18 protein-coding genes and 1 tRNA gene are annotated in these 24,326 nt (G+C 47.4%); 3 read left to right on the top strand and 16 right to left on the bottom strand.

The genetic code is table 11. The annotated features are described in order from the left end of the window. Positions 1-120 precede the first annotated feature (120 nt). The 5 genes from MESINF_RS11395 to MESINF_RS11375 are packed head-to-tail and all read right to left on the bottom strand — an operon-like array spanning position 121 to position 5,250. Complete coding sequence (locus MESINF_RS11395) at positions 121-1,038, bottom strand: MBL fold metallo-hydrolase (RefSeq protein ID WP_169699950.1); 918 nt, start codon at positions 1,036-1,038, stop codon at positions 121-123. 11 nt (positions 1,039-1,049) lie between these two features. Then, on the bottom strand, positions 1,050-1,679 hold the full coding sequence (locus tag MESINF_RS11390) for a cyclase family protein (RefSeq protein WP_169699949.1): 630 nt from the start codon (positions 1,677-1,679) through the stop codon (positions 1,050-1,052). 20 nt (positions 1,680-1,699) lie between these two features. Then, positions 1,700-2,710 (bottom strand): AI-2E family transporter, encoded by a 1,011-nt coding sequence (locus tag MESINF_RS11385; protein WP_169699948.1) that lies wholly within the window; start codon positions 2,708-2,710, stop codon positions 1,700-1,702. 15 nt (positions 2,711-2,725) lie between these two features. Then, complete coding sequence (locus tag MESINF_RS11380) at positions 2,726-3,172, bottom strand: response regulator (RefSeq protein ID WP_169699947.1); 447 nt, start codon at positions 3,170-3,172, stop codon at positions 2,726-2,728. Then, positions 3,169-5,250, bottom strand: coding sequence for a PAS domain S-box protein (locus tag MESINF_RS11375; protein WP_169699946.1), 2,082 nt, complete (start codon positions 5,248-5,250; stop codon positions 3,169-3,171). Before MESINF_RS11375 ends, MESINF_RS11380 begins: the two co-directional genes overlap by 4 nt. Before the next feature lie 803 nt (positions 5,251-6,053). On the opposite strand from MESINF_RS11375, the gene MESINF_RS11370 reads away from it, so the two are divergent. Further along, positions 6,054-8,762 carry a hypothetical protein gene (locus MESINF_RS11370; RefSeq protein ID WP_169699943.1) on the top strand — a complete coding sequence of 903 codons (2,709 nt, stop codon included), beginning with the start codon at positions 6,054-6,056 and terminating at the stop codon, positions 8,760-8,762. 365 nt (positions 8,763-9,127) lie between these two features. Here MESINF_RS11370 and MESINF_RS11365 read toward each other — a convergent pair whose 3' ends face one another. From MESINF_RS11365 to MESINF_RS11350, 4 genes are all read right to left on the bottom strand, one after another. After that, a complete protein-coding gene (locus MESINF_RS11365; RefSeq protein WP_169699942.1) occupies positions 9,128-10,531 on the bottom strand; it encodes a DUF1254 domain-containing protein in 1,404 nt (467 codons plus the stop codon). 796 nt (positions 10,532-11,327) lie between these two features. Then, positions 11,328-11,403 (bottom strand) — tRNA-Ala (locus MESINF_RS11360). A 40-nt stretch (positions 11,404-11,443) separates the two neighbouring features. Continuing rightward, complete coding sequence (locus MESINF_RS11355) at positions 11,444-12,019, bottom strand: pyruvate kinase alpha/beta domain-containing protein (RefSeq protein WP_169699940.1); 576 nt, start codon at positions 12,017-12,019, stop codon at positions 11,444-11,446. 5 nt (positions 12,020-12,024) lie between these two features. Then, positions 12,025-14,019 carry a urocanate hydratase gene (locus MESINF_RS11350; protein WP_169701054.1) on the bottom strand — a complete coding sequence of 665 codons (1,995 nt, stop codon included), beginning with the start codon at positions 14,017-14,019 and terminating at the stop codon, positions 12,025-12,027. Between the two features lie 299 nt (positions 14,020-14,318). Between MESINF_RS11350 and MESINF_RS11345 the strand changes: the two genes are divergently transcribed. Together MESINF_RS11345 and MESINF_RS11340 are read left to right on the top strand one after the other, a co-directional pair. Beyond that, a complete protein-coding gene (locus tag MESINF_RS11345) occupies positions 14,319-15,479 on the top strand; it encodes an MFS transporter (protein WP_169699938.1) in 1,161 nt (386 codons plus the stop codon). Continuing rightward, positions 15,472-16,584 (top strand): NAD(P)/FAD-dependent oxidoreductase, encoded by a 1,113-nt coding sequence (locus MESINF_RS11340; RefSeq protein WP_169699936.1) that lies wholly within the window; start codon positions 15,472-15,474, stop codon positions 16,582-16,584. Before MESINF_RS11345 ends, MESINF_RS11340 begins: the two co-directional genes overlap by 8 nt. Here MESINF_RS11340 and MESINF_RS11335 read toward each other — a convergent pair. From MESINF_RS11335 to MESINF_RS11305, 7 genes are all read right to left on the bottom strand, one after another. Continuing rightward, the gene (locus tag MESINF_RS11335) at positions 16,576-17,298 is read right to left on the bottom strand and encodes an ABC transporter ATP-binding protein (RefSeq protein WP_169699934.1); all 723 of its coding nucleotides are present in this window, start codon (positions 17,296-17,298) and stop codon (positions 16,576-16,578) included. The two genes, MESINF_RS11340 and MESINF_RS11335, sit on opposite strands and share 9 nt — an antisense overlap. Next, a complete protein-coding gene (locus MESINF_RS11330) occupies positions 17,271-18,290 on the bottom strand; it encodes an ABC transporter permease (RefSeq protein ID WP_169699932.1) in 1,020 nt (339 codons plus the stop codon). Before MESINF_RS11330 ends, MESINF_RS11335 begins: the two co-directional genes overlap by 28 nt. A 4-nt stretch (positions 18,291-18,294) precedes the next feature. Next, positions 18,295-19,266 carry an ABC transporter substrate-binding protein gene (locus MESINF_RS11325; RefSeq protein WP_169699930.1) on the bottom strand — a complete coding sequence of 324 codons (972 nt, stop codon included), beginning with the start codon at positions 19,264-19,266 and terminating at the stop codon, positions 18,295-18,297. A gap of 257 nt (positions 19,267-19,523) precedes the next feature. Continuing rightward, entirely contained in the window at positions 19,524-20,462 is a 939-nt protein-coding gene (locus MESINF_RS11320; RefSeq protein ID WP_169699928.1) for an ABC transporter permease, read from the bottom strand. After that, positions 20,455-21,567 carry an ABC transporter permease gene (locus tag MESINF_RS11315; RefSeq protein WP_169699926.1) on the bottom strand — a complete coding sequence of 371 codons (1,113 nt, stop codon included), beginning with the start codon at positions 21,565-21,567 and terminating at the stop codon, positions 20,455-20,457. The genes MESINF_RS11320 and MESINF_RS11315 overlap by 8 nt, the downstream gene beginning before the upstream one ends. Position 21,568: 1 nt before the next feature. Next, positions 21,569-23,092, bottom strand: a complete 1,524-nt coding sequence (locus tag MESINF_RS11310; protein WP_169699924.1) for an ABC transporter ATP-binding protein — start codon at positions 23,090-23,092, stop codon at positions 21,569-21,571. 50 nt (positions 23,093-23,142) lie between these two features. Next, a complete protein-coding gene (locus MESINF_RS11305; protein ID WP_231936746.1) occupies positions 23,143-24,195 on the bottom strand; it encodes a BMP family ABC transporter substrate-binding protein in 1,053 nt (350 codons plus the stop codon). Positions 24,196-24,326: the final 131 nt, after the last annotated feature.

Here is a 24,326-nt window from a genome sequence, read left to right as displayed (position 1 = left end):
ATAGCTCTCCAGTCTTTCCCTCGGCTGTGTTGAATCGGTTCTCAATATCCGCTTCAAATCGCCTTTACACTTTCAAACGTAGAGTCGTGCTCGAAACATGCATTGTTTACAGTCTGAAAGTTATCCATGCAAATATCTCTCCCATGCCTCTTCATATTTTTCCGGAGGGGTTTCTATGATTATCTTCGATTCCTCAGCCATCCGTTCCTGATCGTAACCCACAAATGCCCAGAATTCTCTTTTGAATTTCGAGAAGTCGAAACTCTCCCCTTCTTTCGCCCTGGCCATCTCTTCGTATTTGAGGTACTTCAGGTATTTAACGTTGAAGGGGTGCGCGCCATCGTCGGCACCGGCAGGAAAGGCGATTTCCTTCCTCAGCAACAGATCTTTGATGTACTCAATGTTTTTCTCAAATAGCTCCGGCCCCACCACTCCCGAATGTGCGGAAATAACTGTCGAAAAGTTCAGGTTTCTCAGGGATTTGAGAGTCTCCGTGAAGGTCACCAGATCACCCCACAACGTAACCGGAACCGGTTCTTCAAGTAGATCACCGACGAAGAGCACAGATTCCTGCCAGTCCAGGCAAACCGAAGAGCAGACCGTGTGTCCGGGCATGTGACGAAATTCGACTCCGTCGTCTTCGAAAAAAAGACTGTCGCTGAAAGTGATGTTCGGCAATCTCATAAAGATATCGACTTGACGGAAGCGCGAAAGCTTCGAATAGTCAAACTCCCATCTCTCCTTCATCCTCTTTCTGGCAAGGGTATGAGCCAGAATGTCCGAATCGTCGAAAGCCCCGTTGCCCCATACATGATCGAAATCCGAGTGCGTGTTGAATACTATAAGACGCCCTTCATAGCCATTGCTTCGCAGGTATTGCTTTATCACATCCATCCATTGCGGACCGAGAAAGGTGTCGCAGAGATAGGCTCTCTTCTCTCCCAATACCAAATATACGGAGGTGTCGCAGCCCATTGGGGAGTCACCGTCTTCAAAGGTGAAAAGCACCCCCCTCTTTCCAATCTCTCGTATCTTCAAATCCGCACCCCCTATTCGCTCTCCTGAACCACCGCGATCACTCTGGCTATCGATGAATCGGCATGTATCTTCAAAGGGAGAGCGATGACTTTAAAATTGACAACCTCCTTCAGCGACGCAAGGTTGGTCAGATTTTCGATAATCAACACTCCGTTCGTGAAGAGTATCCCGTGCACCGGGTAAGGATACCTGTCGGGTGAGGACGAGTCGAAACCGACGGCCTTGACTTTTTTCTCGACCAGAAATTTCGCAAACTCTTCGGTAATACAGGGATTTTCGACAAAATACTCGCGGCTTCCAAAAATCTCGTCTCTACCCGTCCAGAAGAGTACTATACTATGTTCTGCTATTCTATCGGCGTACTCCTCCCTCATAAGGATCTCACTATAGCCTCTCACATCTAGCAACACACCACTGCCCACGAAATTCTCGAGAGGCATCTGGTCTATGTACAGGGAAGAATCGCTCATGTGCATCGGGCCGTCTATGTGAGTTCCCGAGTGCATCGAGATTTGGAGTCTGTGGTTGTTGAAACCGTCGATAGAAAGATTCCTGGAGCGTTTCAGCGATGTCGCGTCATCTCCCGGATAAACGGCCTGTTCATCGACTATCGTTCTCGTAAGATCTATGTATCTCTTCATGCCTTCACCTCGATTCTAGATTATTCAAGGATACCATCGCTGCGGCCCATAACGAAATCCGACCAGAAACGTTTTATGAAAAGGAGTGCCGGGATGCCTATTATCATACCGAATATACCCAGAAGCTCTCCTATCGCTATCACTGCGACCAGTATTATGAACCAGTTCATTCGCAGTCTTTTCGACATCAGCATGGGCGTCATTACCCATCCATCTATCACACCGGCGACCAAAAGTATCGCGATGACTCCGAATACACCCCAAAAACCGTGTGCGGCGTTTCCCACCAGCAGAAAAGGTATTCCAGTCATGACGACACCCACGTAGGGTATATAGTTGGTAATCGCTCCGAGTATTGCGAAGAAGAGGGGGTGAGGAATTCCAAGCAGAAAAGCTCCGGCACCTATCGTCGTACCCACCGACAGGGCTATTATAGTCCTTTGAAAGACGTAGTTCTGCAGGTCGCGGTTAAAACCTCCTAAAAAATCACGAAGACTCTCCCTATCGCAACCGGGAAAAACGACCGGCACTATCTTCTCCGAGAAATTCTTTTTGTTTCTCAGCAAATATACCGAGCCGATAATGAGCAGCACCGCACCGGTCAACCAGGACGAAGCACTGGCCGCCACTTTTCTGGCCGTATCCAGTGCAAACCCTATCATCACGTTGTTCAAACTTCCGAGAAAATCTTTGACGCTGACGGCGACAGATTCCGGCAGTCTCGCCATGAGCCTGTTGAACCTTTCTCCCTCAAGAATCCTGTCTATTTCATTTCCGAAGGAGCTTATGTTGGAAATAATCATGGGTATCGAGCTGGAAAGGAGATATACTACTATCACCACCAGACCGACTCCTGTTAGCAGTGCCGCGAGACGCCTGGCCCTTTCGTTTTTGAAAAAGCCAGTCGGGACCTCTATTAACATGGCGAGTATGAGAGAAAGTGTGAGAATCCTCGAGGTGAGAGGAAAGAGATAGAGAGAAGCGATATACAAAGCTATATACGCTATCAGCCAGTTTCGTGTAGTCTTCATGCGTCACCGCGAATCTTATCGGATGAGTTTCGGTGGCCCCACGTTGAGAGTGAGCCAGTAGTCTCCGATTGCGCGGACGACCTTCACGAATTCACCGAAATCGATCGGTTTTACGAGATATGAGTTGACTCCGTTATTATAACAGACAGCCCTGTCACCTTCCTCGTGCGAGGAAGTCAGAACAATAACTGGGATCCTTCTTGTGCGCTCATCGTTCTTCAGTTCCGACAGCACCTCGTGTCCTGAAATGCCGGGCAGCTTCAGATCGAGCAGGACGAGATCCGGTGTGGGGAAGCTTTTTCTGTCGGCGAATTTTCCCTTTCCATAGATATAGTTCAACGCTTCTTCGCCCGTCCTGGCAACGTTTATCGTATTTTTCAGACCGACCTGAGCGAAGGCATCCAGTGTAAGTTCTATATCCATCACGTTGTCTTCAACCAGCAAAATAACTGCAGCACTCATTTATTCAAAGCCTCCTTCAATTTTATGGAGAAAGCGCTCCCCTCGCCGGGCGTCGATTCCAGGAAGATCTCGCCCCCCATAAGATCGACACATTTTCTCACTATCGCAAGTCCAATACCTGTGCCGGGGTAGTCCTCGGCAGAGTGTAGACGCTGAAAGATTTCGAAGATTTTCTTGTAGAACTTTCTGTCTATCCCGATACCGTTGTCCTTTACCGTTAAGAAAACGTACCCGTCTTCTCTCATGGAAGATATATTTATTTCTGGGGGTCTTTCAGGTACGTGATAGGTGAGCGCGTTCTCAATGAGATTTACCAGTATTCGATTTAGAAGCGCGGCATCGGCTTCTACGAAATGAAGCGTCCCCTCCACCGTGACTTTTCCTCTTTCCTCCTTGACTTTCGAAGCAAGCGTATCGAGCGCTTTATCGACGGCCTGTGCAAGCGATACCCTTTCGATATTCAAAGCCGCTCTACCCAATCTTGAGTAATCAAGAAGATTCTGAATCAGTGCGGACATATTCTCTCCCGCACTGATAATGTAATTGAAATACCTGCCGGCTTCGGGTGGAAGCGCTCCGGAATAACGTTCCGAAATTATCTGGGCAAAACCTTTTATGGCCCTCAAAGGAGCCCTGAGGTCGTGCGAAACGGAATAGACGAAAGATTCGAGCTCTTTGTTGGCCGTCTCCAGCTCGGCGGTTCTCTCTTTGACCCGTCTTTCTAGTTCCTCAAGCGTTTTTTCTCTTTGGGTCACATCCTCGAAAATGACAACTATCTCGTCCTTCCCGTGGCGGTAAACATAGTTATCTGTCCAGAAAGCGATTCTGTTGTCTTTGTATTTTTTTAGGGGAAGACGCTGGGACAAACCGCTTTTATACACCTGTATTATTATATCATACAACCCTATTTCCATAATACCGGGAAAGACCTCTTCGACTCTTCTCCCTACAATCGCATCGCGACTCACTTCGGTTATCCTACATCCTGCAGGATTCATGTCCAGAAATACAACCTCATCATTTTCTCCGACCTTGTAGATCGCAACTCCGATATTCATGTTCGTATAGAGCTCTCTAAAGCGCATTTCACTTTCTTTGAGCGCCCGCTCGGCTTCCTGCTGTATGGTGACATCCTCGAGAATTCCAAGAATCCCTTCAGGTTTACCTTCTTCATTGAAGATTGTGGCGTTGTGAAGTCGAACCACCACCTTTGAGCCGTCCTTTCTCTCTCTTATCAACAACGTTCCCTTTTGGTAGTCTCCCGAAAGGGTCTTTTCGGTCAAATCTTTGTGGGTTTTGATGTCTTCCTCGGGAACTATGGGAAGCGGTTTGCCTATCACTTCTGAACGTTTCCAGCCAAAGACCTTTTCGGCTGCCTGATTCCACTCCGTCACATTGTATCCCATGTCCAGACTGATAATCGGCACCGGCGAAGCTTCCACGATCGCAGCAAGTCTTTTCCGGGCCAGAGCGAGTTCATGCGCCGCCTCTTCTCCCTTTAGCTGCGCTTCTTTGTTTGACATGGCCCAACCAGTGAGGGCCGTTGCGATAGGATAGACTAGCATAACCGGAACTGCAGTTATCGAGAAGAAGGCTTTCCTCGGATCATCGGGAAGAAAAAACATGCAGAACAGCATGATCAAATGTACTACAATCCCGAAAAGATAGAGTTCGACTAGAGTCATCTGGTGGAGAACTTTTCGCCGTCTGTATCTCCACAAAAGACCCGTCGTAGCCGAGCAGATTATCACTGATACGCCTACTGCCGCTCCAGAACCACCCATAAGGATCCTGATTGCAGAGGTCATTATTACAGTTATAATCGAGGGAATGAATCCGAAGTAAAGTCCAGTAAGGCTGAGAACCACCGAACGCGTATCGAAAACTACCCCAGGAGAAAGTTCCCAGGAGTTCATCATAACCGCTAAAGCTATTACTCCGAGCAGGAGGCCTGAGATGATCTTCTGCAGAAGGAGTTTCTCCTTTTTAAATCTTATATACAGTGCACTGTATATTACCGCGAGTGAAATAAGCAATGCGGCGTTGTTGACCAGCGCCAGCGCAGCTTCCTTGCCCATACACCCGCCCTCCCCAGAGTCCGAATTATTCGCCCATAAAGCTATTATATCCTCAAGAAGCCTTATTATTGACTCTACACCGTATCCAATGTATCCAATAAAAAATCAGCAACAATTGAGGTAATCCAGAATAGGTCTGACCCTACCCCATTTTAACAATGAGAAGGTTGACGGAAGAAAGAGCAGGAAGAGGGAGGACGTCTGAAAAGACAGGGAATGGAATTCAACAAGCTCAGGAAAATGGAATTGCATGCAAGAAATGTTCTAATGATTCTTGCACAAAGGTACCAGGAAAGATTGTTGTCTCGAACAAGGCTCTTGCTCGTGTGATAAGTGAAAAGATAGGAGAAGCTGTATATAAAATCATGAAAGCCGCTTCCCTTAGCACAATTGAGGAACTTCGGACTGAAGAACTCCCCATCTGCAACTATCGTCACTTCAACTGAATCGATTATCACTCTGCCTATGAGAGAGCATCTCTTTTGTCCTGTACTGACTTGTTCTCTCTCAGAAGAAAGGCTATGGGTATAGAGTCCTTCCATCGAATGGGGGCGGCTCGCCGAGCATTGATTGAAAAGCTTTAGTCCAACACCAAAAATGCTATCTCAGAGTTGAGTTCCTGCGAAACTCAATTACAGCCTAGATTCACTTTGAGAACTTTGTGAATTTTAGTTTGTATACAAAAGATTAGCTGCTATAATATGCCGTCTGGATTGTATTCAACCTTTGCTGGAAATATTCATAGTTGATCTCTCCGTTTCTTACTCATTTTTGTACTGACTAGATTGGATGGAGGCGATATTATGAGAAAGCTTTTATTTGCTTGCTTTTTATCATTGTTGATTCTTCTTGCCGGTTGTTTAAAAATCACTAACGTTCGCATGATTAAAGGAGTTGTTTTTACAGATGAGTATATACGGGGAGCCGAAGTGCAGATTCTGGATATCGATGGGAATCCGATACTCGGAGAGCAGCTGATTACAGATTCTTATGGCAGATTCTCTGTAGAAATACCGCTTGAAACAGAGTTCCCAGTAGTGATTCTTTGTTCATTTGATTCGACAACTGATACCGGAGAGAAGGATTTTCTCGCATCAACGGTGGAAGAATCGTTCCATACTGAGTTAATTTCTGTCAACCCTTTGACCTCTCTTTTCACTGCCTACATGTTTAAAGAAGAGATAGGTTATGCAGAAGCCCTGCAGAAAGTGCGGGAAGCTTTAAATATTCCGGACGGAGTGAACCTTCTAAGTCAAATCCATCCTGCATTCGAGACTTCGTACTTCTCCATGCATAAACTTGCTTTGTTCGTTGAGGATCAATTCGGTGGGAGCTATAAGGATTTTGTAATAGGCGTTGTAGAAGCGATTGTCGAGGGAGCGGCTTTCAATTTTGGAGCAGAGCCAACCCTCGATCTTGGGATTTCCGATATACTCAAGATGTTCCTCAAAGAGATTGGCAGCTCGATATACGATAAGGCAAAAGACAAGGCTTTTTCTTGGATCCTCAAAAGCCTGTTTGGTCTTGGAGACAAAAGCGAAGAAGAGATAAAAGAAATCCTGGAGCAAATAGAGCAGATAAACAAGAAGCTCGATGATATCTCCGACAAACTTGATGGTATCGATTCCGAAATACAGGACCTGCTGCAAAAACTTGATGAACAGTATTACGACATCTACATCAGAAAGATAGATCAGGATTACTTCACTCCGATCGAAAGCTGTCAGGATCGATACGTCTACATTACTACCCTGGAAGCAACACATTCAACAGATGTAAGCATTCAAGAGCTTATGGATGAGATCAAGGAGAGCAAATTAGACCAGGTAATGTTGAACATAAAAAAAGTTATAGTAGGCGGCACCGAAGAAACAAGCTACAAGTCGATATTTGAGCTGTATATAACCAATGCGCTGAATTCCTTGAGATCGAATAAGTTTCTAGATGAGCCTACAGAAAACGGACAGGGATTCTATAAGAGGTGTTCGCCGGACTCGGAGATTTTCATCGATTACGTGAATACCTACATCAATCTCTTTAAAGCTATGACCACGCGACAGCTATACGCGCTGAATCTGCTTAACGAATACGAACACCATATGGGAAGTAATATGGCCGAACATCATTACGCAAATTACAACTCTTATTTAGCCGAAGAAGTGAATGAGTTCTGGAAATGGCTGGAGATCTTTGTTACTTATGCAATCGGCGGAGAGAGTCTAATGATAGAGCCATCATACGATTACGACAAGGCATGGTTCTATAATGAAGCCGATGACGCGGCTCTGAAAGCGCTCGGAAAAGACAACGGAATTGTTGTTAGACTTTTCTGGAACAGCGGAGAAACAATGGATGTCTCTGTAGATGGTGAGACTCCTCAAGGAATTAAGCTGGCATTCGGTTTTCTGGATAAGATATACACCGCATTCATCAATACTGCTGGGGGAATAAAGCTGACTCTAGACAATCAGCAGATACAGCTGACGGGAGTTGACGAGGCAATTGAAGCGACCCAACCTCTTGGTACGCTTAATAGATTCTCTTTCACTTATCAGGACAAGCTTAATTCAAAGGAACCTACAGTATCGGTAAGGCGTTATGTCTTTGAGAATCTAGCGAACGGCAGGTACTCCATTTCCAGGAGCACAAATACCAATGTCGAAAAGACTTCTTATACTCACACGTTGCTTGAAGGAGTCCACAAGAACATTGTCAATGATCAACTAATTGCATTAGAGTACCTAGATGAGTCAAACTACGCGCTGAGTATCAACTCCGAAAGCAACCAAGTGCAATCGCTGGCGATATCTGTGTATATGCCTTCGGTGCGTATCAACGACAAGGAAAGGCAAATGACTTACGGAAGGAGTCATGTCGTTGCCGATCATGACTACGTTGGAGTTTTAAGCTACCCTCTTAACAAGTATATGAAGATCGAACCCCTTTATTACTACTACAAAATATGGACACTGTTTATTCCCAGCTGGGACAGCCACCCATTCGATGCTCCAGTAGTCGACGGAACCGATAGAGAGGCCAAGGGAAGATATAGTTGTAGGCTAATACTGACTAATAAAGGAGATAAGGCTGAGGGGGACGACTGGGGATGGCAAACGGGTGATGTAACCCGTACACATCCAGTTTGGCTGAGAGCCACTGACCAGTTGAGCGCAGCGTGTCTTGCCCCCACAGATCTCTCCGCTTATTATTCAATTGCCAAGAAAAACGACCAGTACAAAATGCCTTCAACAACGTTCTGCCTGTATCTGAACGCCGATACTTCCTTTTGGGACTTGAATGTAGTGCCATCAGGCATCAATATTCTTGGTACTCTCTTTGGAGGAGACGGCCTTTTCTACGGTGAAGTAGTGGTTTTGAGAAACATTTCTTTCTCCAGATATGTTTCATATTCGGAAGTAAATAGAGGACCGGATTATTCTAACTACAATCTATGTACTTTATCTCTTTCGGATATCTACGACATGAAAAACTGGTGGATATTTTTAAGATAGACAGATCTGTCAGGGAGAAGAATCTTTTTCTTCACAGATCGTTGAAGAAGGCTGTTCGTTCGTAGTTGCCATGCTTCTACTGTTAGAATACGGCATTTCAGCTTAGGAATGTACGAAGAGGTCCCGAATATGAGCGCTACGAAATGACAATTTCCTCATCATGAAGAGCCCCGATCCGTTGAGTCATGTTCTTGAGACTTTACTGTGAGACGTTGCGAGCTGTCGAGATCGGAGGACAGAAAATCGTGAAGTACGAAAATCCACCGGGCAACTGTTATGAGCGATGCTGGCTAAAGCGAGGTTTCGCATTCGTACGTCGTTTTTTCTCAAAACTCATAAATTGAGGTAAGTGCCCCTTTCAATTTTTATTCGATTGCTCCCGCTTTTCTAACTACCGGTGGACAGTATAGAGGATCCAGTCCTTCCTGCAACGGAATATAGATTCGCATAGTCATGGTGAATTTCCCGTCGGGTGCAGGGAGCCAGTTGGACTCTTTCGATTGACCGGGAGATTCATTTTGAAGGTACAGCATCAATGAACCGTCTTCGTTGTATGTGAGGTCTGACCTGTCACCTATCGAGTATCTGTTCAGCGCATTTTCTACCATGAATTGGTTTTCATCGTACATTGTAATTGACCAGAAACCTTTGGGATCCACAGGAGGTAACTGCTCCTTGCTAAAAGAGATATAATAATTGTACTTCGAAGCATCAAGTATCTCTCCATCGCTATCAAAGAAACAGCTTGGATAATAGGCCTCTTCGAGATCGTTTCCATACAGTCCTAGATGTGCGGCGGCAGCTCTGATCAGATATCGGTCCTGCATTCTATCTCTGTTTCCGAAGATTCTTCCTGGCAGAGACCAGCCATTTGTGATACTCCCCATTGCCGTACCCGGATGGAAGATTTCCTGACGGGCCTCAACTAATGCTGATTTTATTGCTTCTCGCACGGGTTCGGAAAGCTCGGCCTCATCAAATGATTTATCCGGGCCAACCCCAATCTTCGAGAAGCTCTGGATAAGAGCAGTTTCAGAAGGATGTATTCTCAGTTGACCGAGAAGGAAATTGAAGTATCGAATAAATCCAACCGAATCGGCAATTGTCTGATCAAAAGAAGGAAAGTTTTGCGTTTGAATCGGTTCTGGAGAAAGAGTTCCGGTATATTTGCTGAGAGTCTGCAGTGAACACTGATGCTGAATTTCAAAGACCCTCTGCAAATCTCCCAGCTTCTCACTATTAATAGCCATTCTCACTACACAGTAGACATAGTTTCCCTCACTGTAGAAGACATAATCTATTCCCGAAGGTATCTCTCCTTCCCAGTAAGGACATGCAACCATTACTTTTACAGAGCCGCTTCCAGTCGTTCTTGTGCCTGCATATGCGAAATTATGTGTGTACATATCCACGAGTTGCAAAGAGAAATATCTGTCAGGAATTTCTGGAAGAGTTATCACAATCGGTTCTGTCTTCAAATCGAGCCAGGCGGTTGAGTAGATAGTATCGTTGTTCGGACGGACTACGGTTTTACTTTCAGGGCCAAATAAAGTTTTTACATGTTTGAATGTGTTGAAATTTCCCGGGCTCACTGCTTCTACATACATAGTTCTGTAATTCTCAAGCATCGGGTAAGCGAAAATATACGCATCTTTAGCCAGCGAGCTTGCCTCAGAAGGGTCAGTTGTGAGCTCTTGCTGATATGAGTAAACAATTGAGAACAGTGTCAACAATACCAGCCAAATCATTAATAGCTTCTTTGAAAACATAAATAGCCTCCTCACTCTATCTGAAAAAGAAACATATAGACCTTGAACAACTTTTCGCCCGCATTTAGCCTATGAATCAGCCCTATGAGAACAACAAAATGCTTTGGGTAAGTTCTTATGCATCTAAATGAGTGAGCTCTTCATAACTATACGATAACCTGTCGTTGTTAGTGCAAAAAATCCTCTGTCACGAATGCACTATTCTTTTCTACGGTTCAATTTAAGGCGAAATCATGAATCCAATCACAGTTTTATTATTAAATAATGAATCGCGACATTCCGCTTCCAACAACCGAAATGGCTGAAAAAACGGCGGTTTAACAACCAAAACTTGTCATAGTAATCAATACTTTATGTATAAGAAAACATAAAATCATCAAATAATGCACTTAAGGTCATGAAACCATCTACGTCAATTGGAACTTGTACTACCTATGTTTTTTGCTCAGGTCCAGTGGAGATGGAAAAATACTACATAATTCTCTGCAAGAGCCTGTGGATATTCATAGCTTCCTGTGTGTCTTCGTTTGCCACACGGGCAAGAACCTTATTCGGGGAAATACTTTTTAACGGTTCACCTCTATTAGAAACTTTCAGACGTTTTTGCATGCAATTCTGTTTCTTGAGCTTGTTGAACAACATTTCCAAACATCTCAGACGCACTTTCCGTTCTTAATTCTTTCAAGTATCTTCTATTAGTTGAAATGCGGTAGAGCCAGGAATTGGAAAAGTTGATTAAACTTAAGGACCGAATGCAATAATCGGACAATTAAAAAAGGGGAGAAAACTCTCCCCCTGGTGGAGCCGAGGGGATTCGAACCCCCGGCCTCCGCCTTGCGAAGGCGGCGCGCTCCCAGCTGTGCTACGGCCCCACGACAGATGAATTATAGCCTGAATTTAACGAGAATTCAATCACGAATCGGTTAATTCGAGCGTCGAGGGAATTCCCAGCAATTCGCCAAATTTGAATGTGCCCAGATCACTCGAGTGACAGGTCTTCAAAATGTAGGCCGTATCTATTCCGTGGCCAGTTCCCCCGGCCGAGATTATCCAGTCGTTCACGCTCACCAGGCCCGAATCGGCGGCCATCATAGCGATCTCAATGGCTACCTTGGTCCCCTGGCCGAAGAGTCTGAGAGCGGTGGCGAAGATCTGGGGCGGGTAAGTTCCGCCGCTGCTCTTGTAGAAGGCGCCATCAAGACCCCTGAAGAGGTGCGTTGCCGTCAGGATAGCGTGACGCGAACCATAGTACATCTTTCTCACCTGTGGATCGAATTCGTCGTGGTCGGGTTTTTTGAAACCGACCGAGTGAGTCACTATCACCAGTCTTAAAGAAGAAGGAACAGTCTCGAAGGCGAGTTTAGCCACATTGCCGAGTGTTGAAGGCAAAACGATATCCCTAATGTTCCGTTTCAGCGCGCTTGCGAAAATGTGTTCCAGAAGTGTTTTCGTCGTTTCTTCGTCGCTTTTTTTGAAATAGATGACCATTCCATTCACTCCTTTACCGATTTCAATACTCTGTCTATGAGTTCCTGCTCGACCATGTAAGGCAGAGTTATGTGTGATTTTCCCCCGGCAGACCTGTTGAACTCGATTGATGTCTCGATGGCATTCTTGTTCCTGGCCCATGCCCTCCGGGCGACGCCGCCCATCACGTCCCAGGGCATGGACGTCGAGATTATCTCATCGACTCTCTCGCTACCATCCAGCACCAGGCCAAATCCACCGTTTATGGCCTTGCCTATCCCTACGCCGCCTCCGTTGTGGAGGGCGATCAGACTCATTCCCCTGGCGGCGTTTCCGGCGAAGCACTGGGTCGCCATGTCGGCCATAATATTGCTTCCGTCCTTTATATTGGAGGTTTCTCTGAAGGGCGAGTCGGTTCCTCCGGTATCGTGATGGTCTCTGCCCAGCATCACCGGTCCTATCTCCCCCTTTCTGACCATTTCGTTGAACTTGAGCGCTATTTTCTTCCGGCCTTCGGCGTCCTGGTAGAGAATCCTGGCCTGCGTCCCGACCACCAACCCATTTCTGTCGGCGTCTCTGATCCAAATATAATTGTCCCTGTCCTGACCGCGCCTGTTAGGATCTATGCACTCCATGGCAGCCCGGTCGGTCTTTAGAAGGTCTTCCCTCAAGCCACTCAGGCAGACCCATCTGAATGGACCATACCCGTAATCGAAGAGCATAGGTCCCATTATATCCTCGACGTAAGAGGGGAAAATGAAGCCTTCGGAAGTATCGCGGCCGTTCCTTGCTATCTCTTTTACACCCGCATCGAAGACGGCCTTCATGAAGGAATTGCCGTAATCGAAGAAATATGTCCCCCTCTCTACCAACGTCTTTATGAGGTCGAAGTGTTTTCTGAGAGAATCGTCCACAAGCCTTCTGAATCTCTTTTTGTCGGAGGCCAGCATCTCCGTCCGCTCCTCGAAACTCAGCCCCTGAGGGCAGTAGCCGCCATCGTACGGCACGTGACAGGAAGTCTGATCCGAGAGCAGTTCTACGGGTATCTTTTCATCCACCGCGTACTGCAGAAGATCCACGATGTTTCCATGGAAAGCCACCGCGTGGCTCTCACCGGAAGCCAGTTTTTCGGCTGCGATCCTGAAGGACTCTTTTGGACTCCAGGCGAGAGAATCGATCCAACCCTGCTCGAGACGTGTTTTTATCCTCGAGATATCGACCTCCGCAATAATACCGACTCCTCCGGCGATACGCACTGCCTTCCCCTGCGCGCCGCTCATGCCACCCAAACCCGACGACACAAAGAGGTGGCCTTTCAAGTCGCCATCTTCGGGTATGCCCAGCTTCATTCTCCCGGCGTTGAGAATGGTGTTGAAAGTGCCGTGGACGATCCCTTGAGGACCTATGTACATCCAGCCGCCGGCCGTCATCTGTCCGTAATTGGCCACACCCAGTGCCTGCGCCCGTATCCATTCTTGCTGATTGTCAAACATCCCGACCATAAGGGCGTTGGTGATAATGACCCTTGGGCTGTACCGGTGAGACTTGAAGAGACCAAGAGGGTGACCCGACATGACCACAAGCGTCTGCTCGTCGGTCAGCTCCTCCAGGTATCTCTTTATAAGTCTGTATTGCATCCAGTTCTGGCAAACCTGGCCGGTCTCTCCGTAAGTGACGAGTTCATACGGATAGAGCGCGACATCGAAGTCCAGGTTGTTGTCTATCATCACCTGGAAAGCCTTCCCTTCTATGCAGTTGCCCCTGTATTCCTCTATGGGTCTTCCTTTTATCCTGCCCTGCGGTCTATATCTATAACCATAAATCCTGCCCCGTGTCAACAGCTCCTGCAGGAATTCCGGAGCCAACCTTTCATGGAGTTCGTCAGGAATGTACCTGAGAGCGTTCTTGAGGGCCAGTTCGATTTCGGCCCGGTTGAGATTTAACTCCCTCTTCGGAGCCCTCCTTATAGATGGCTCGAAGAAAAGCTCCGGCGGAAGATGATCGTCCAGCTTTATCGTCATCGCCTCTCCAATGATGGAATTAAGAGACACGCAAACCCCTCCTTTCCTTTTCTATTGACAATTTTATCATTATCTGTCTGTCAATGAAAAAATGGCATCCCTCGTTCGCGCCAGACGCTATTGAAGAATATGGAGGCTTGGCCAGCCACGCTTCGTGCGGCAAGTCTATTACAGAACTTCTACTTTTTCGAAAGACGGTTCTAACCCTCTTTTCAGAGCTTTCAATTCTACAACGCCCTAGAGATCGAGCGGCGTTGTTTCCCCTTCAATCCGTTGCAGCGACGTGATAAAATTCAATCATGGATATTAAGAGGGTTTTCAGCTCGATTTCGTCGTACGGTTTTTTTCTATTCGGGTTCACTTCGATAATACTCGGAAGTGCACTTCCCGCGATCGAGAAGAGCTTCGGCATAGATCACCAGATAGCTGGAGTTCTGCTTTCACTTCCGACAATCGCGTTCATGCTTTCGGCGATCGTGGTGAGTACTCTTGCAAACCGTGTGGGGCCTTTCAAGTTGCTTACGATGGGTATTTCTTTCATCACTGGTTCGCTGGTCCTACTCTCGATCGGAAGGAGTTTTTTACTGTTGCTCATAGGCAGCATGACTCTTAGCTTCGGGACGGGTGCCACGGAAACTTCGATCGGTATCGGCGTCTCCGGTCTTAAGTACAGGAAACCTGGAAGTGCTTTGAATCTCATGCATTCGCTGTTTGCCGTCGGTTCTATCATTTCTCCCTTCATTGTCGCCGGTTTTCTCGTAGATTACAATTCCTGGTGGAAGCCCTTTTTCGTTGCCCTTTTTGCGGCCATTCCTTTACTCTTTTTCACTCCGATGCTGTACAGGATCCCTTATACGGGAACGGATGAAAAGATCTCGCGCCATAAAAAGGAGCTCTTTTCGCAGAAGATCTTCTGGCTCATCCTGGCCGGGGTTTTTCTGTATGTTGCCTACGAGATAGGTTTCACCTCCTGGCTTTCGAGTTTCGTGTTCGAGTCGAAAGGTATCGAGTTGAGGTATGCCAGTATCTTTCCGGCACTTCTATGGACCGGCATACTGGTAGGGCGATTGGTCGCCGGCATAGTGGTCGAAAAACTTGGATATGAGCTCTCTCTTTTGTTTATGACAGTTATCGCGTTTCTATCATTCGGTGCTGCGTTGGCAATGAAATCTGCTTTGTGGATCGGAGTGGCCGTGGTCTTAGCTGGATTCGGTTTTTCCGGCACTTTCCCGACCCTGCAGGCTATTCTCATATCACGTATGAAGAACGGAATAGCTTTCGCGCTTGGCCTTTTTACGGTTGCCTCTTCACTCGGTGGTGCCATGGCAAACTACTTGGTAGGTTTTCTCGGACAGATCTTCGGTATGTACGCAGGTATAATATTCATACTTGCACTGATAGCGCTGGAGATAGTTGTGGCATTGATGATAATGAGATTGAAGGTGAAGACCAATGACTAGAACGGTAACCGTCGTGGGTGCCGGACCGGCCGGCTTGGCCGCCGCGAGGATTCTTGGCAGGGAAGGCGTCGACTTCATTCTTATCGATTCGAAGTCCTTTCCCCGTTACAAAGGCTGCGGAGGAGGTCTGACTCCACGCTCTATTAGAGTTCTCGGAGAGATCTTCCCTGAGATCGAGCCAGGAGGCTTCGAAACGAGAGAGATTTCGTTTAGAAACGTCGACGAGGGCGTGGCCAGAGATTTAGTGACATATATTTCGAAGCGTCCTTTGTTTTTTACGGTTGATCGCAAAGAGTTAGATCACTCTCTTCTAAAATCAGTGATAGATAGGGGAGGGAATTTTGCCGTCTCCAAGGTCCGCGAAATTGAAAAAACTGATGGTGGTTTTCTAGTCAAAGGCGAAAACCTCGAGATCGAAAGTAAGTTCGTTATCGTTGCAGGAGGTGTGTTCGGAGCAAAGCTGGCAAATCTGGAACCTCCGGCATACGGGATAGTCTATCACGGTTACAGTTCGCCTACAGGAAGTGCCTCCATAACTTTTGTGCAGGATGGCTACCTCTGGAAGTTTCCAGGAGAATCCTTCGACTCTATCGGTGGCGGTGTATATCCAGATGCACAGAATGTACCGGCTTACGAAGAGATGGAGATGCTTATAAAAAGAACCTTCGACGAAGACGTAGAGCTTACCGGCACCCCTATACCGCTTTTCAAGATGGAGAAGGTTCTCGAGCTGAACAAAGCTTTCGAGGGACTTTTCTTTGCAGGTGACAGTGCGGGTCTTGTAGATAACTGGACGGGTGAGGGGATAGATTTCGCCCTCGATTCTGGAAGACAGGCCGCCTTGTCGATCGTGGAAGACGGAATCAAAGGTAAGACCGCCGGTCAAAGATATCTGGAGAGGTTATACCCGATCGTGAAGCATCTCCAGATCGCAGATTCCTTTAGAAGACGGTTTCACGCCGACCTTCAGAAAAACGTTCTTCTTCTCAAGAGCAGGCGTTCAGCCAGGATTTTCATGAATTACATTTCCCGGTACGCGGAAAATGTATCCCTTTTGGTTTTCAAGAGCTTTTTCACCGGCGGAATACACCAAAGATCAACATAACGCGGCGACGGCCTTCGTTTTGAGATCTCTGACACCATCCTGGGCAACTCTTCCGTCGATCAGCCTTAAAAGCCTTTCACCGTAGGCGTTGGCGAACTCCATATTATGGGTTATCATCACTATCGTGACGTCGTACTCTCTGTTTATCCTCTGGGTCAGCTCCATTACCTTCTGCGCGCTTACCGGATCCAGGGCGGCCGTGTGTTCATCCAGAAGAAGCAATCTCGGTCGTGACAGGATCGCCATTACCATTGCCAAAGATTGTTTCTGGCCACCCGACAGCTCACCGGCCTTTGTCTTGAGGCGCGTTTCAAGTCCCAGACCAAGATTTGCAAGAAGGGAGATGGCCTCTTCCTTCACTTTGCTGAACTTCATAGAACGCCCACCCTTTTTAGAAGCTATTATGAGATTCTCCGCTATTGTCAGAGCCGGAAAGATACCGGTATTCGGATCCTGATAGACTCTCCCTATGAAGCAGGCCAGTTTGTGCGGTTTCATGTTGTTCATTACTTTGCCGTCTATCATATAGAGACCTTCCGTCGGTTTGACTTCGCCAAGTATGACTTTGAGGAGAGTCGATTTTCCGGCCCCGTTGGGTCCTACAATCGTTATGAACTGGCCTTCGAGTATCTTCATATTCACTTCTTCAAGAGCAACTTTCTGATTTTCCAGGCCCTGGTTGTATGTCACTGTGAGATTTTTGAATTCGACCATAATCTTTTCACCTCCTGTTTCACTTTCCTTTTTCCATCAGATGTGGATATCTGACGCACACCTATTACAACTATTATGAATACGGCAGTCAGAAGCTTCATATCGCTTGCCAGGAATCCGATCCTGTAACCGTACCTCATCGCCAGTGAAAGAAGCATCTGATATATTACTCCGCCGATTATGGGCGAGAGAAGACCATAGAAAAACTTTACCCTACCCAGAAGTATCTCACCCATAATAACCGACGCCAGTCCCGTTACGACCATGCCCTGGCCGATCGTTGCATCTGAGAAACCACTGTACAGGGCGAAAAGTCCACCGCTCAATCCAACGATAAAGTTTGACATGGTCAGACCTACCACGGCAAGTGTATCCTGGGAAACGCCAAACGCTACTATTCCCGATGGGTTACTGCCGAAAGCCCTTAGCAACATTCCCGGGTCGGATCTGAGGATAATCGTAAGGAGTATTATCACGGTCGATATTATAAGAATTATGAGAAGCAAATCTGAACCGTTCAGATCGTTGTTGAAGATGTTTTTGACAACAGAACCGGTCTTGAGGGCGCGTTCCTGCGTTTTGATTTCTAACTCTCCGAACAGATCTTCAAGACCGGTGCCGCCACTCATCTCTTCGAAACTCTGTGTGCTTTTTTCCGCTACTACTCTTGGAACGGGGAGATTAGGGCCTCCCATGACCCTGAGATTCACCGAATAAAGCATTGTCATGACTAGGATTCCGGCCAGCAGAACGTTGACCTTGAACTTCCTATGTATCATTCCCGTAATACTTCCAGCCACCGCTCCAAATATAGCCGCCAGCGTAATCGCTAACCAGGCGGGTATTCCGGTAACCAAAGCTCTAACGGCGACGGCGGCTCCGAGGGCGAAAGAGCCGTCTGTCGTCAAGTCGGGAAGATCAACTATTCTGAAAGAGATATAGACTCCCAGGGCCATGAGGCCAATAATCAGTCCCTGTTCCAATATCGCCATCAGATCACCTTGTTTTTTCTACGCCGTCTTCAACTACCAGGTCTGCCCTGTCAAGTATTGATTGTGGAATGTTTATCGCAAGCTGTTCGGCTATGTCTGTATTGACGAAAAGTATAAGCGATTCCTGTCCGAGAATCTTGGTCTCAAGTTCCGACGGGCTGACGCCGTTCAGAATCTGAACCACGAGGTCTCCGGTAGATCTGCCTATCTGATAGTAATTGAAACCAAAACCGATCAATCCTCCGGTTCTCGCTATATCGATGTCTGCGGCGACTATGGCAACTTTTTCTCTCAGTGCGACGGTGGAGATCGACTCCATACTGGATGCAGCTGTGTTGTCTGTTCCTATGTATATTGCATCTACATCTTTTATTTGGGCGTTTAGCGAGGCAATCATTTCGACAGTTGTTGACCCGGTTATATCTATGATGTTCAATCCAAGAGCATCACAGGCCTCTTTTGCAAACTGCCTAATTGTCACAGAGTTGGCCTCTCCCGAGTTATAGATGATGCCAATCGTCTTGACGTCGGGAATGGCAAGTTTCAAGAGTTGAATCTGCGTCTTCACGGGAGTCATATCGCTTATTCCTACCACATTACCGGGATTTTTTCCGAAGGAAGGTACGAGGTTTGCACTTACTGGATCGGTCACTGCACTGAAGACAATGGGAATCGTTTTTGTTGCGTTAACTAGAGCCTGGGCGGAAGGTGTCGCTATTCCTATCATCACCGCAGGGTTTAGGGAGATAAACTGCTTCGCAATAGCTACTGCCGTAGAAACTGAACCCTGAGCGCTTTGGAAATCGATCTTGATGTTCTCCCCATCCTTGAAGCCGTTTTCGATCAAAACATCGATGATTCCCTCCCTGACTGCATCCAAAGCCGGATGCTCCACTATCGCCGTGATCGCCACCGTTTGCAACGATAATCCAAGAACACCTAAAAGTAGTACCACACATACAAGAACCCGCTTCATTCTACATCCCTCCTGATATAAAAAAAGAGAGAGGACGTCTCTCAACGTCCTCTCTCTCTTCTCTCCTTCGTGTATTTTAACTCAAGCACACACTGGAGGAGTCCGTAGAAAGGACGTTCCTCCTAAACCAATAAGCGTATGCAAAGCTTACCAGGGTTGCCCGAGCCATCACTGTTAACCTCCAAAAACTTCGTTTGATATTTTATACCATAAAACAATGTTACAGATCAATGCAGTAAATAAAATTATTCTTTCCATTACGTTCTATCCTCCCTAGAATAAGGTATCCCAAGTGAAGCTGGAGCGCCGACCTTTCTTTTTAAAGTGTCGGTAGAGGTGAAGAAGAGAACTGCTATCGTGAGGAGGTAAGGCAACATCTTCAAGAAATCGGGAGAGATATGGGCGCCGATGGCCTGGAGCCTCAGCCCCAGGGCTGTTATACCACCGAAGAGATAAGCACCGATTAGAGACTTGAAGGGATCCCAGGTGGCGAACAGCACCAGTGCGATGGCAATCCATCCTCTTCCGGCCGTCATGTTTTCTATCCACATCGAGTTGTAGGCCAGAGACAGATAGGCACCACCGATTGCCGTTATAGAGGCTCCGAGAATCGTGAAAAGGTATCTGACTGCAAAAACGTTGATTCCTTTGGCATCGGCGGCATCAGGCGATTCTCCGACCGCCCTGAGCGTCATACCGGCTCTTGTTTTGTATATCACGAACCACATGACCGGGACGAGTAGGAAGCTTATATAGACAAGCAGATCATGCTCGAAAAATATCCTGCCTATATAAGGAATGTCTGAAAGCAGTGGAATCTTTACGGGTTCGAACCTTCTGGCTATAACTCCTATGTAGTCCTTACCCCACAGTCCGCTGATTCCGGTGCCAAGCATTGTGATTGCCAGTCCGCTCACGATCTGGTTGATCTTGAGTGTAACCGTGAAAAAGGCATGTATGAATCCAAGCACGGCGCCGGCCAGCATGGCCACCAGAATGGCCACGACCAGGCTCGACGTATTGTAGGACGCCATAAAACCTCCTATCGCTCCAACCAACATCAGACCTTCAAGGCCGAGATTCATCACGCCAGACCTCTCGGTGAAGATCGTACCCAGAACGGCAAAGAGAAGAGGCGTTCCTGCCCTTACTGTTGCCTGTAAAGTGGATATTACAAAGGAGGGTAGATCATTCACTTTCCGGCACCTCCTTGACGATCGCAAGCCTGTATTTGAATACGGCCTCTCCGCCGAGAAGACAGAAGAGCACCAGGCCCTGAAAGACGGAGATGAGAGCCATCGGAAGTTTGTAGAACATCTGGAGCTGGTCATTGCCGACTAGAAGGCCTCCAAAGAGAAAAGAGACCAATAATATGGCGAGTGGATTCAATTTGGCCAGCCAGGCGACTATTATGGCAGTGTATCCATAACCTGGAGAGAATCCATGCTGTAGCCTGTGCTGAACCCCCATCATTTGCACCGCACCTCCGAGACCTGCTATCGCGCCACTTACCACCAGGGCGATTATGGTGTAGTTCCTGACATTTATCCCCGAATACCTCGCGGCCAGTAGGTTGTCGCCGACTATTTGAGAATTGAAACCCCAACCGGTCTTTTTGTATATGTATTGAAGCAATAAAGCGACGGCCAGAGCGATGAAGATCCCTATATGGAATTCATCGTCAAAAAAAGAGGGAAGTCTTGCCTGGCTGGGGAAAGGCGCCGTTCCGGGGAAGCCATATCCTTTCGGATCTTTCCAGGGGCCGTAAACGAGGTAATCGACCCAGAAGATGGCTACATAGTTCAGCATGAGAGTTACAACTATTTCGTCGGTTCGGGCAAAGGCCTTCATGAGCGCCGGTATCAACGCCCACACAGCTCCTGCCGCGGCGCCAATGATCGAAAGCAAGACAATCATCATCAAAGGGGATTTCACGTCTTTGAAAAGGAAAAGAGCGCCCCAGGTAGAAGCCAACGCACCCATGTACAACTGACCTTCACCGCCTATGTTCCAGATCTTCATCCTGTAGGCAAAAGACAGACCTAACGCCACAAAAGCGAGGGGCACCATCCTCATGAACGTACTAAACAATCCATATCTATTTGCAAAAGGCCAGGTCAGCATCTCCTTGTAAGCCTCGAAAGTTTCCCTGAAGGCCGATGATAAATTTCCCAGGCGGCCCATAAAGAAAACAAGAAGTATGACTCCCATTATCAATAGGGCGAACGCCACGGATATTACAGGCACTACAATCCCAGCGTATCGGGGTATCTCGAGTCTCTTCTCTATTCTGATCTTCATCTTAGTGATCCTCCTGTCTCGTGCCGGCCATCATGAAGCCTATCTCCTCGATGTATGAAGGATCAGGTGGAGTGTAGCCCATTATCTGTCCTTCATAAATCACCGCCACTCTGTCAGAAAGTCTGAAGATTTCGTAAAGTTCTCCGGCCAGAAGGAGTATAGCCGCTCCTCTTTTCTTTTGCAGGAGCAAAGATTTGTAAACGAACTCCATAGCACCTATATCCAGGCCTCGAGTGGGGTGCTCTGCAATAATAACTTTGGGCTCGGCTGAAAGCTCTCTGGCCAGAACGACCTTTTGCAAATTTCCACCGGAAAGATACCTGACCTCGGTTTTCGCCGAAGGTGTCGATATAGAGAATTCGTCGATCAGCTCGTCGGCCTTCGAGTGCATACGTCTGCCGTCGAGTTTCCAAGGTGAGCAGTGTACCAGTTCACAGATCGAGTTCTTCATGAAGAGATTGCTCATCACCGACAGGTTAGGGCACGTGGCCACGGTCTTCCTGTCCTGGGGGATGAAACTAAGGCCGGCTCTGATCCTTTCAGCCACATTGCCTTGCTTCAGCTCATGCCCATCGAGTTCTATCCTTCCGGAAACCTTCTTCCTGAGGCCATAGATCGCTTCAGCCAATTCGCGCTGACCGTTACCGGCAACACCGGCTATTCCGAGAATTTCGCCCGATCTGACCTCCAGACTGAGATTCCTGACCGACATGAGATCTTTGTCGTTTTTGACATTGAGATTCTCTATCTTGAGAATAACTCTACCCGTTTCCACCACCGGTTTTTCCTGATCGAGGAGCACATCTCTACCGACCATCATTCTTATCAGACCGCGTCGGTCTATATTTTCTCTTTCGACTGTACCAACCACTTTACCGCCACGCAGGACGGTTATCCTGTCGCTTATCGAGAGAACTTCGTCAAGTTTATGGCTTATGAAAATCACTGAGGAGCCTTCGCTTACGAGTTTCCTAATGGCCTTGAAAAGCGTATCGCTCTCTTGAGGAGTTAAAACTGCCGTCGGCTCGTCGAGTATGATTATACTGGCGCCAGTGTACAACAGCTTCAGGATTTCGATTCGCTGTCTTTCACCGACGGAGAGCGTCCAGACCCGTGCGCGCGGGTTCACCGGAAGTCCATAGGCCTCCGAAAGTTCATTTATTTTCGATTCTACCGTTTTCGTCTTTATGACAAACCCGAAATCCTTCAAACCGAGAATCACATTTTCAGCCACTGTAAACGATGGAACCAGGGTAAAGTGCTGTTGAACCATACCGATACCGTGTTTGAGTGCGTGACTGGGCGATGCGATAGACACTTTGCTATTGTTTATGAAAACTTCGCCCCGGTCGGCATGGTAGATGCCGAAGAGAATATTCATCAAGGTAGTCTTGCCGGCACCGTTTTCGCCCAGGAGGGCATGAACCTCTCCCTTCTTCAACTGCAGAGATATGTCGTCGTTGGCCACAACTCCGGGAAAGGATTTGGAAATATGTTTCATCTCAAGAACGGGAAAGTCTTCCAAGGAAATCACTCCAGCGAGAGGAAATAAGGGGGCCTAACGGCCCCCGGAGATTACTGTATCTTACCTACTACATTGTTTATGAACCAGTCCATACTAAGAAGATCGCCATCGGAAGGTATTTCGCCCTCGGCATATTTCAAATTGCCGGCCTGGTCGTATATGGGTCCGACGAATGGATGCATGTCACCTTTGATGATTGCGATTCTCATAGACATCACGAGCTTGGCAACACCACTTGGAACCAGATCGCTGAGAACAATATCGACGGTTCCGTCTTTTATGCCACCCCAGTACTGCGCGTTAGTCCAGGTGCCTTCCATGACACTTCTCACAACTTTTTCGTAGTAGGGGCCCCAGTTCCAAACCGGTGCCGCAAGGAAGGCCTTTGGAGCGAAGGCACTCATATCGCTGTTGTAACCGATCGAATAGACACCCCTGTCCTGGGCCGCCTGTTGTGGTGCTGGGGAATCCTGATGCTGTGCGATCACGTCGGCTCCGATGTCGAGCAGAGACACCGCAGCTTCCTTCTCTCTTGCCGGATCAAACCAGGTGTTCGACCAGACAACGTGTACTTTTGCCTGTGGATTCACGTACTGAACACCCATCGCGAAGGCGTTTATTCCCCTTATAACTTCGGGAATTGGGAAGGCGGCAACATAACCGATGATGTTTGTCTTGGTCATTGCACCGGCCACCAGACCACTGAGGAACCTAGGTTCGTACATTCTCCCGAAATAGGTCCCAAGGTTATCCGTAACCTGGTAACCGGAACAATGCATGAAAGTGGTCTTCGGGAAGGATTTGGATACCTTCACCATGCTGTCCATGTAGCCGAAACTTGTTCCGAAAACGATATCGTAACCTCTTTGGGCATAGCCTCTGAAAACACTTTCGGCCTCGGCGCCCTCGGGTACGTTTTCGATGAAGTCCGTTACAATATCGCTACCAAAGACTTTCTCCAGATATAGTCTTCCCTGATTGTGCATGAAGCTCCAGCCACCGTCTCCAATCGGTGCAACAAAAACGAAGGCAACCTTGAGTGGAGCGGCAAGCATTGCGGTAGTAACTAGCAAGAGCGTGAGAATGAACAGGAATCTTTTCACTGTCTTACCCCCTTTGTGAGAAGTTGGTTCTTCCGATGTAAGAATTATACCCTTACACTATCGCTTATCCAAAATTCGAAAAAGCGTCTCTAAACGAAAAAACCTCCACCCGCTGTGCTCAAGACATACGA

Source organism: Mesotoga infera (genome assembly GCF_900157305.1).
GTDB lineage: Bacteria > Thermotogota > Thermotogae > Petrotogales > Kosmotogaceae > Mesotoga > Mesotoga infera.
Note: the sequence above shows the minus strand (reverse complement) of the source record. Positions and strands in the feature narration are given on the sequence as shown.

Coding starts and splice junctions, on each gene's coding strand:
- MESINF_RS11385 (WP_169699948.1), bottom strand. CDS start 2,710: ATGAAGACTACACGAAACTGGCTGATAGCGTATATAGCTTTGTATATC.
- MESINF_RS11345 (WP_169699938.1), top strand. CDS start 14,319: ATGGATATTAAGAGGGTTTTCAGCTCGATTTCGTCGTACGGTTTTTTT.
- MESINF_RS11365 (WP_169699942.1), bottom strand. CDS start 10,531: ATGTTTTCAAAGAAGCTATTAATGATTTGGCTGGTATTGTTGACACTG.
- MESINF_RS11355 (WP_169699940.1), bottom strand. CDS start 12,019: ATGGTCATCTATTTCAAAAAAAGCGACGAAGAAACGACGAAAACACTT.
- MESINF_RS11390 (WP_169699949.1), bottom strand. CDS start 1,679: ATGAAGAGATACATAGATCTTACGAGAACGATAGTCGATGAACAGGCC.
- MESINF_RS11370 (WP_169699943.1), top strand. CDS start 6,054: ATGAGAAAGCTTTTATTTGCTTGCTTTTTATCATTGTTGATTCTTCTT.
- MESINF_RS11325 (WP_169699930.1), bottom strand. CDS start 19,266: ATGAAGCGGGTTCTTGTATGTGTGGTACTACTTTTAGGTGTTCTTGGA.
- MESINF_RS11375 (WP_169699946.1), bottom strand. CDS start 5,250: ATGGGCAAGGAAGCTGCGCTGGCGCTGGTCAACAACGCCGCATTGCTT.
- MESINF_RS11380 (WP_169699947.1), bottom strand. CDS start 3,172: ATGAGTGCTGCAGTTATTTTGCTGGTTGAAGACAACGTGATGGATATA.
- MESINF_RS11330 (WP_169699932.1), bottom strand. CDS start 18,290: ATGGCGATATTGGAACAGGGACTGATTATTGGCCTCATGGCCCTGGGA.
- MESINF_RS11315 (WP_169699926.1), bottom strand. CDS start 21,567: ATGAAGATCAGAATAGAGAAGAGACTCGAGATACCCCGATACGCTGGG.
- MESINF_RS11335 (WP_169699934.1), bottom strand. CDS start 17,298: ATGGTCGAATTCAAAAATCTCACAGTGACATACAACCAGGGCCTGGAA.
- MESINF_RS11350 (WP_169701054.1), bottom strand. CDS start 14,019: ATGACGATAAAGCTGGACGATCATCTTCCGCCGGAGCTTTTCTTCGAG.
- MESINF_RS11340 (WP_169699936.1), top strand. CDS start 15,472: ATGACTAGAACGGTAACCGTCGTGGGTGCCGGACCGGCCGGCTTGGCC.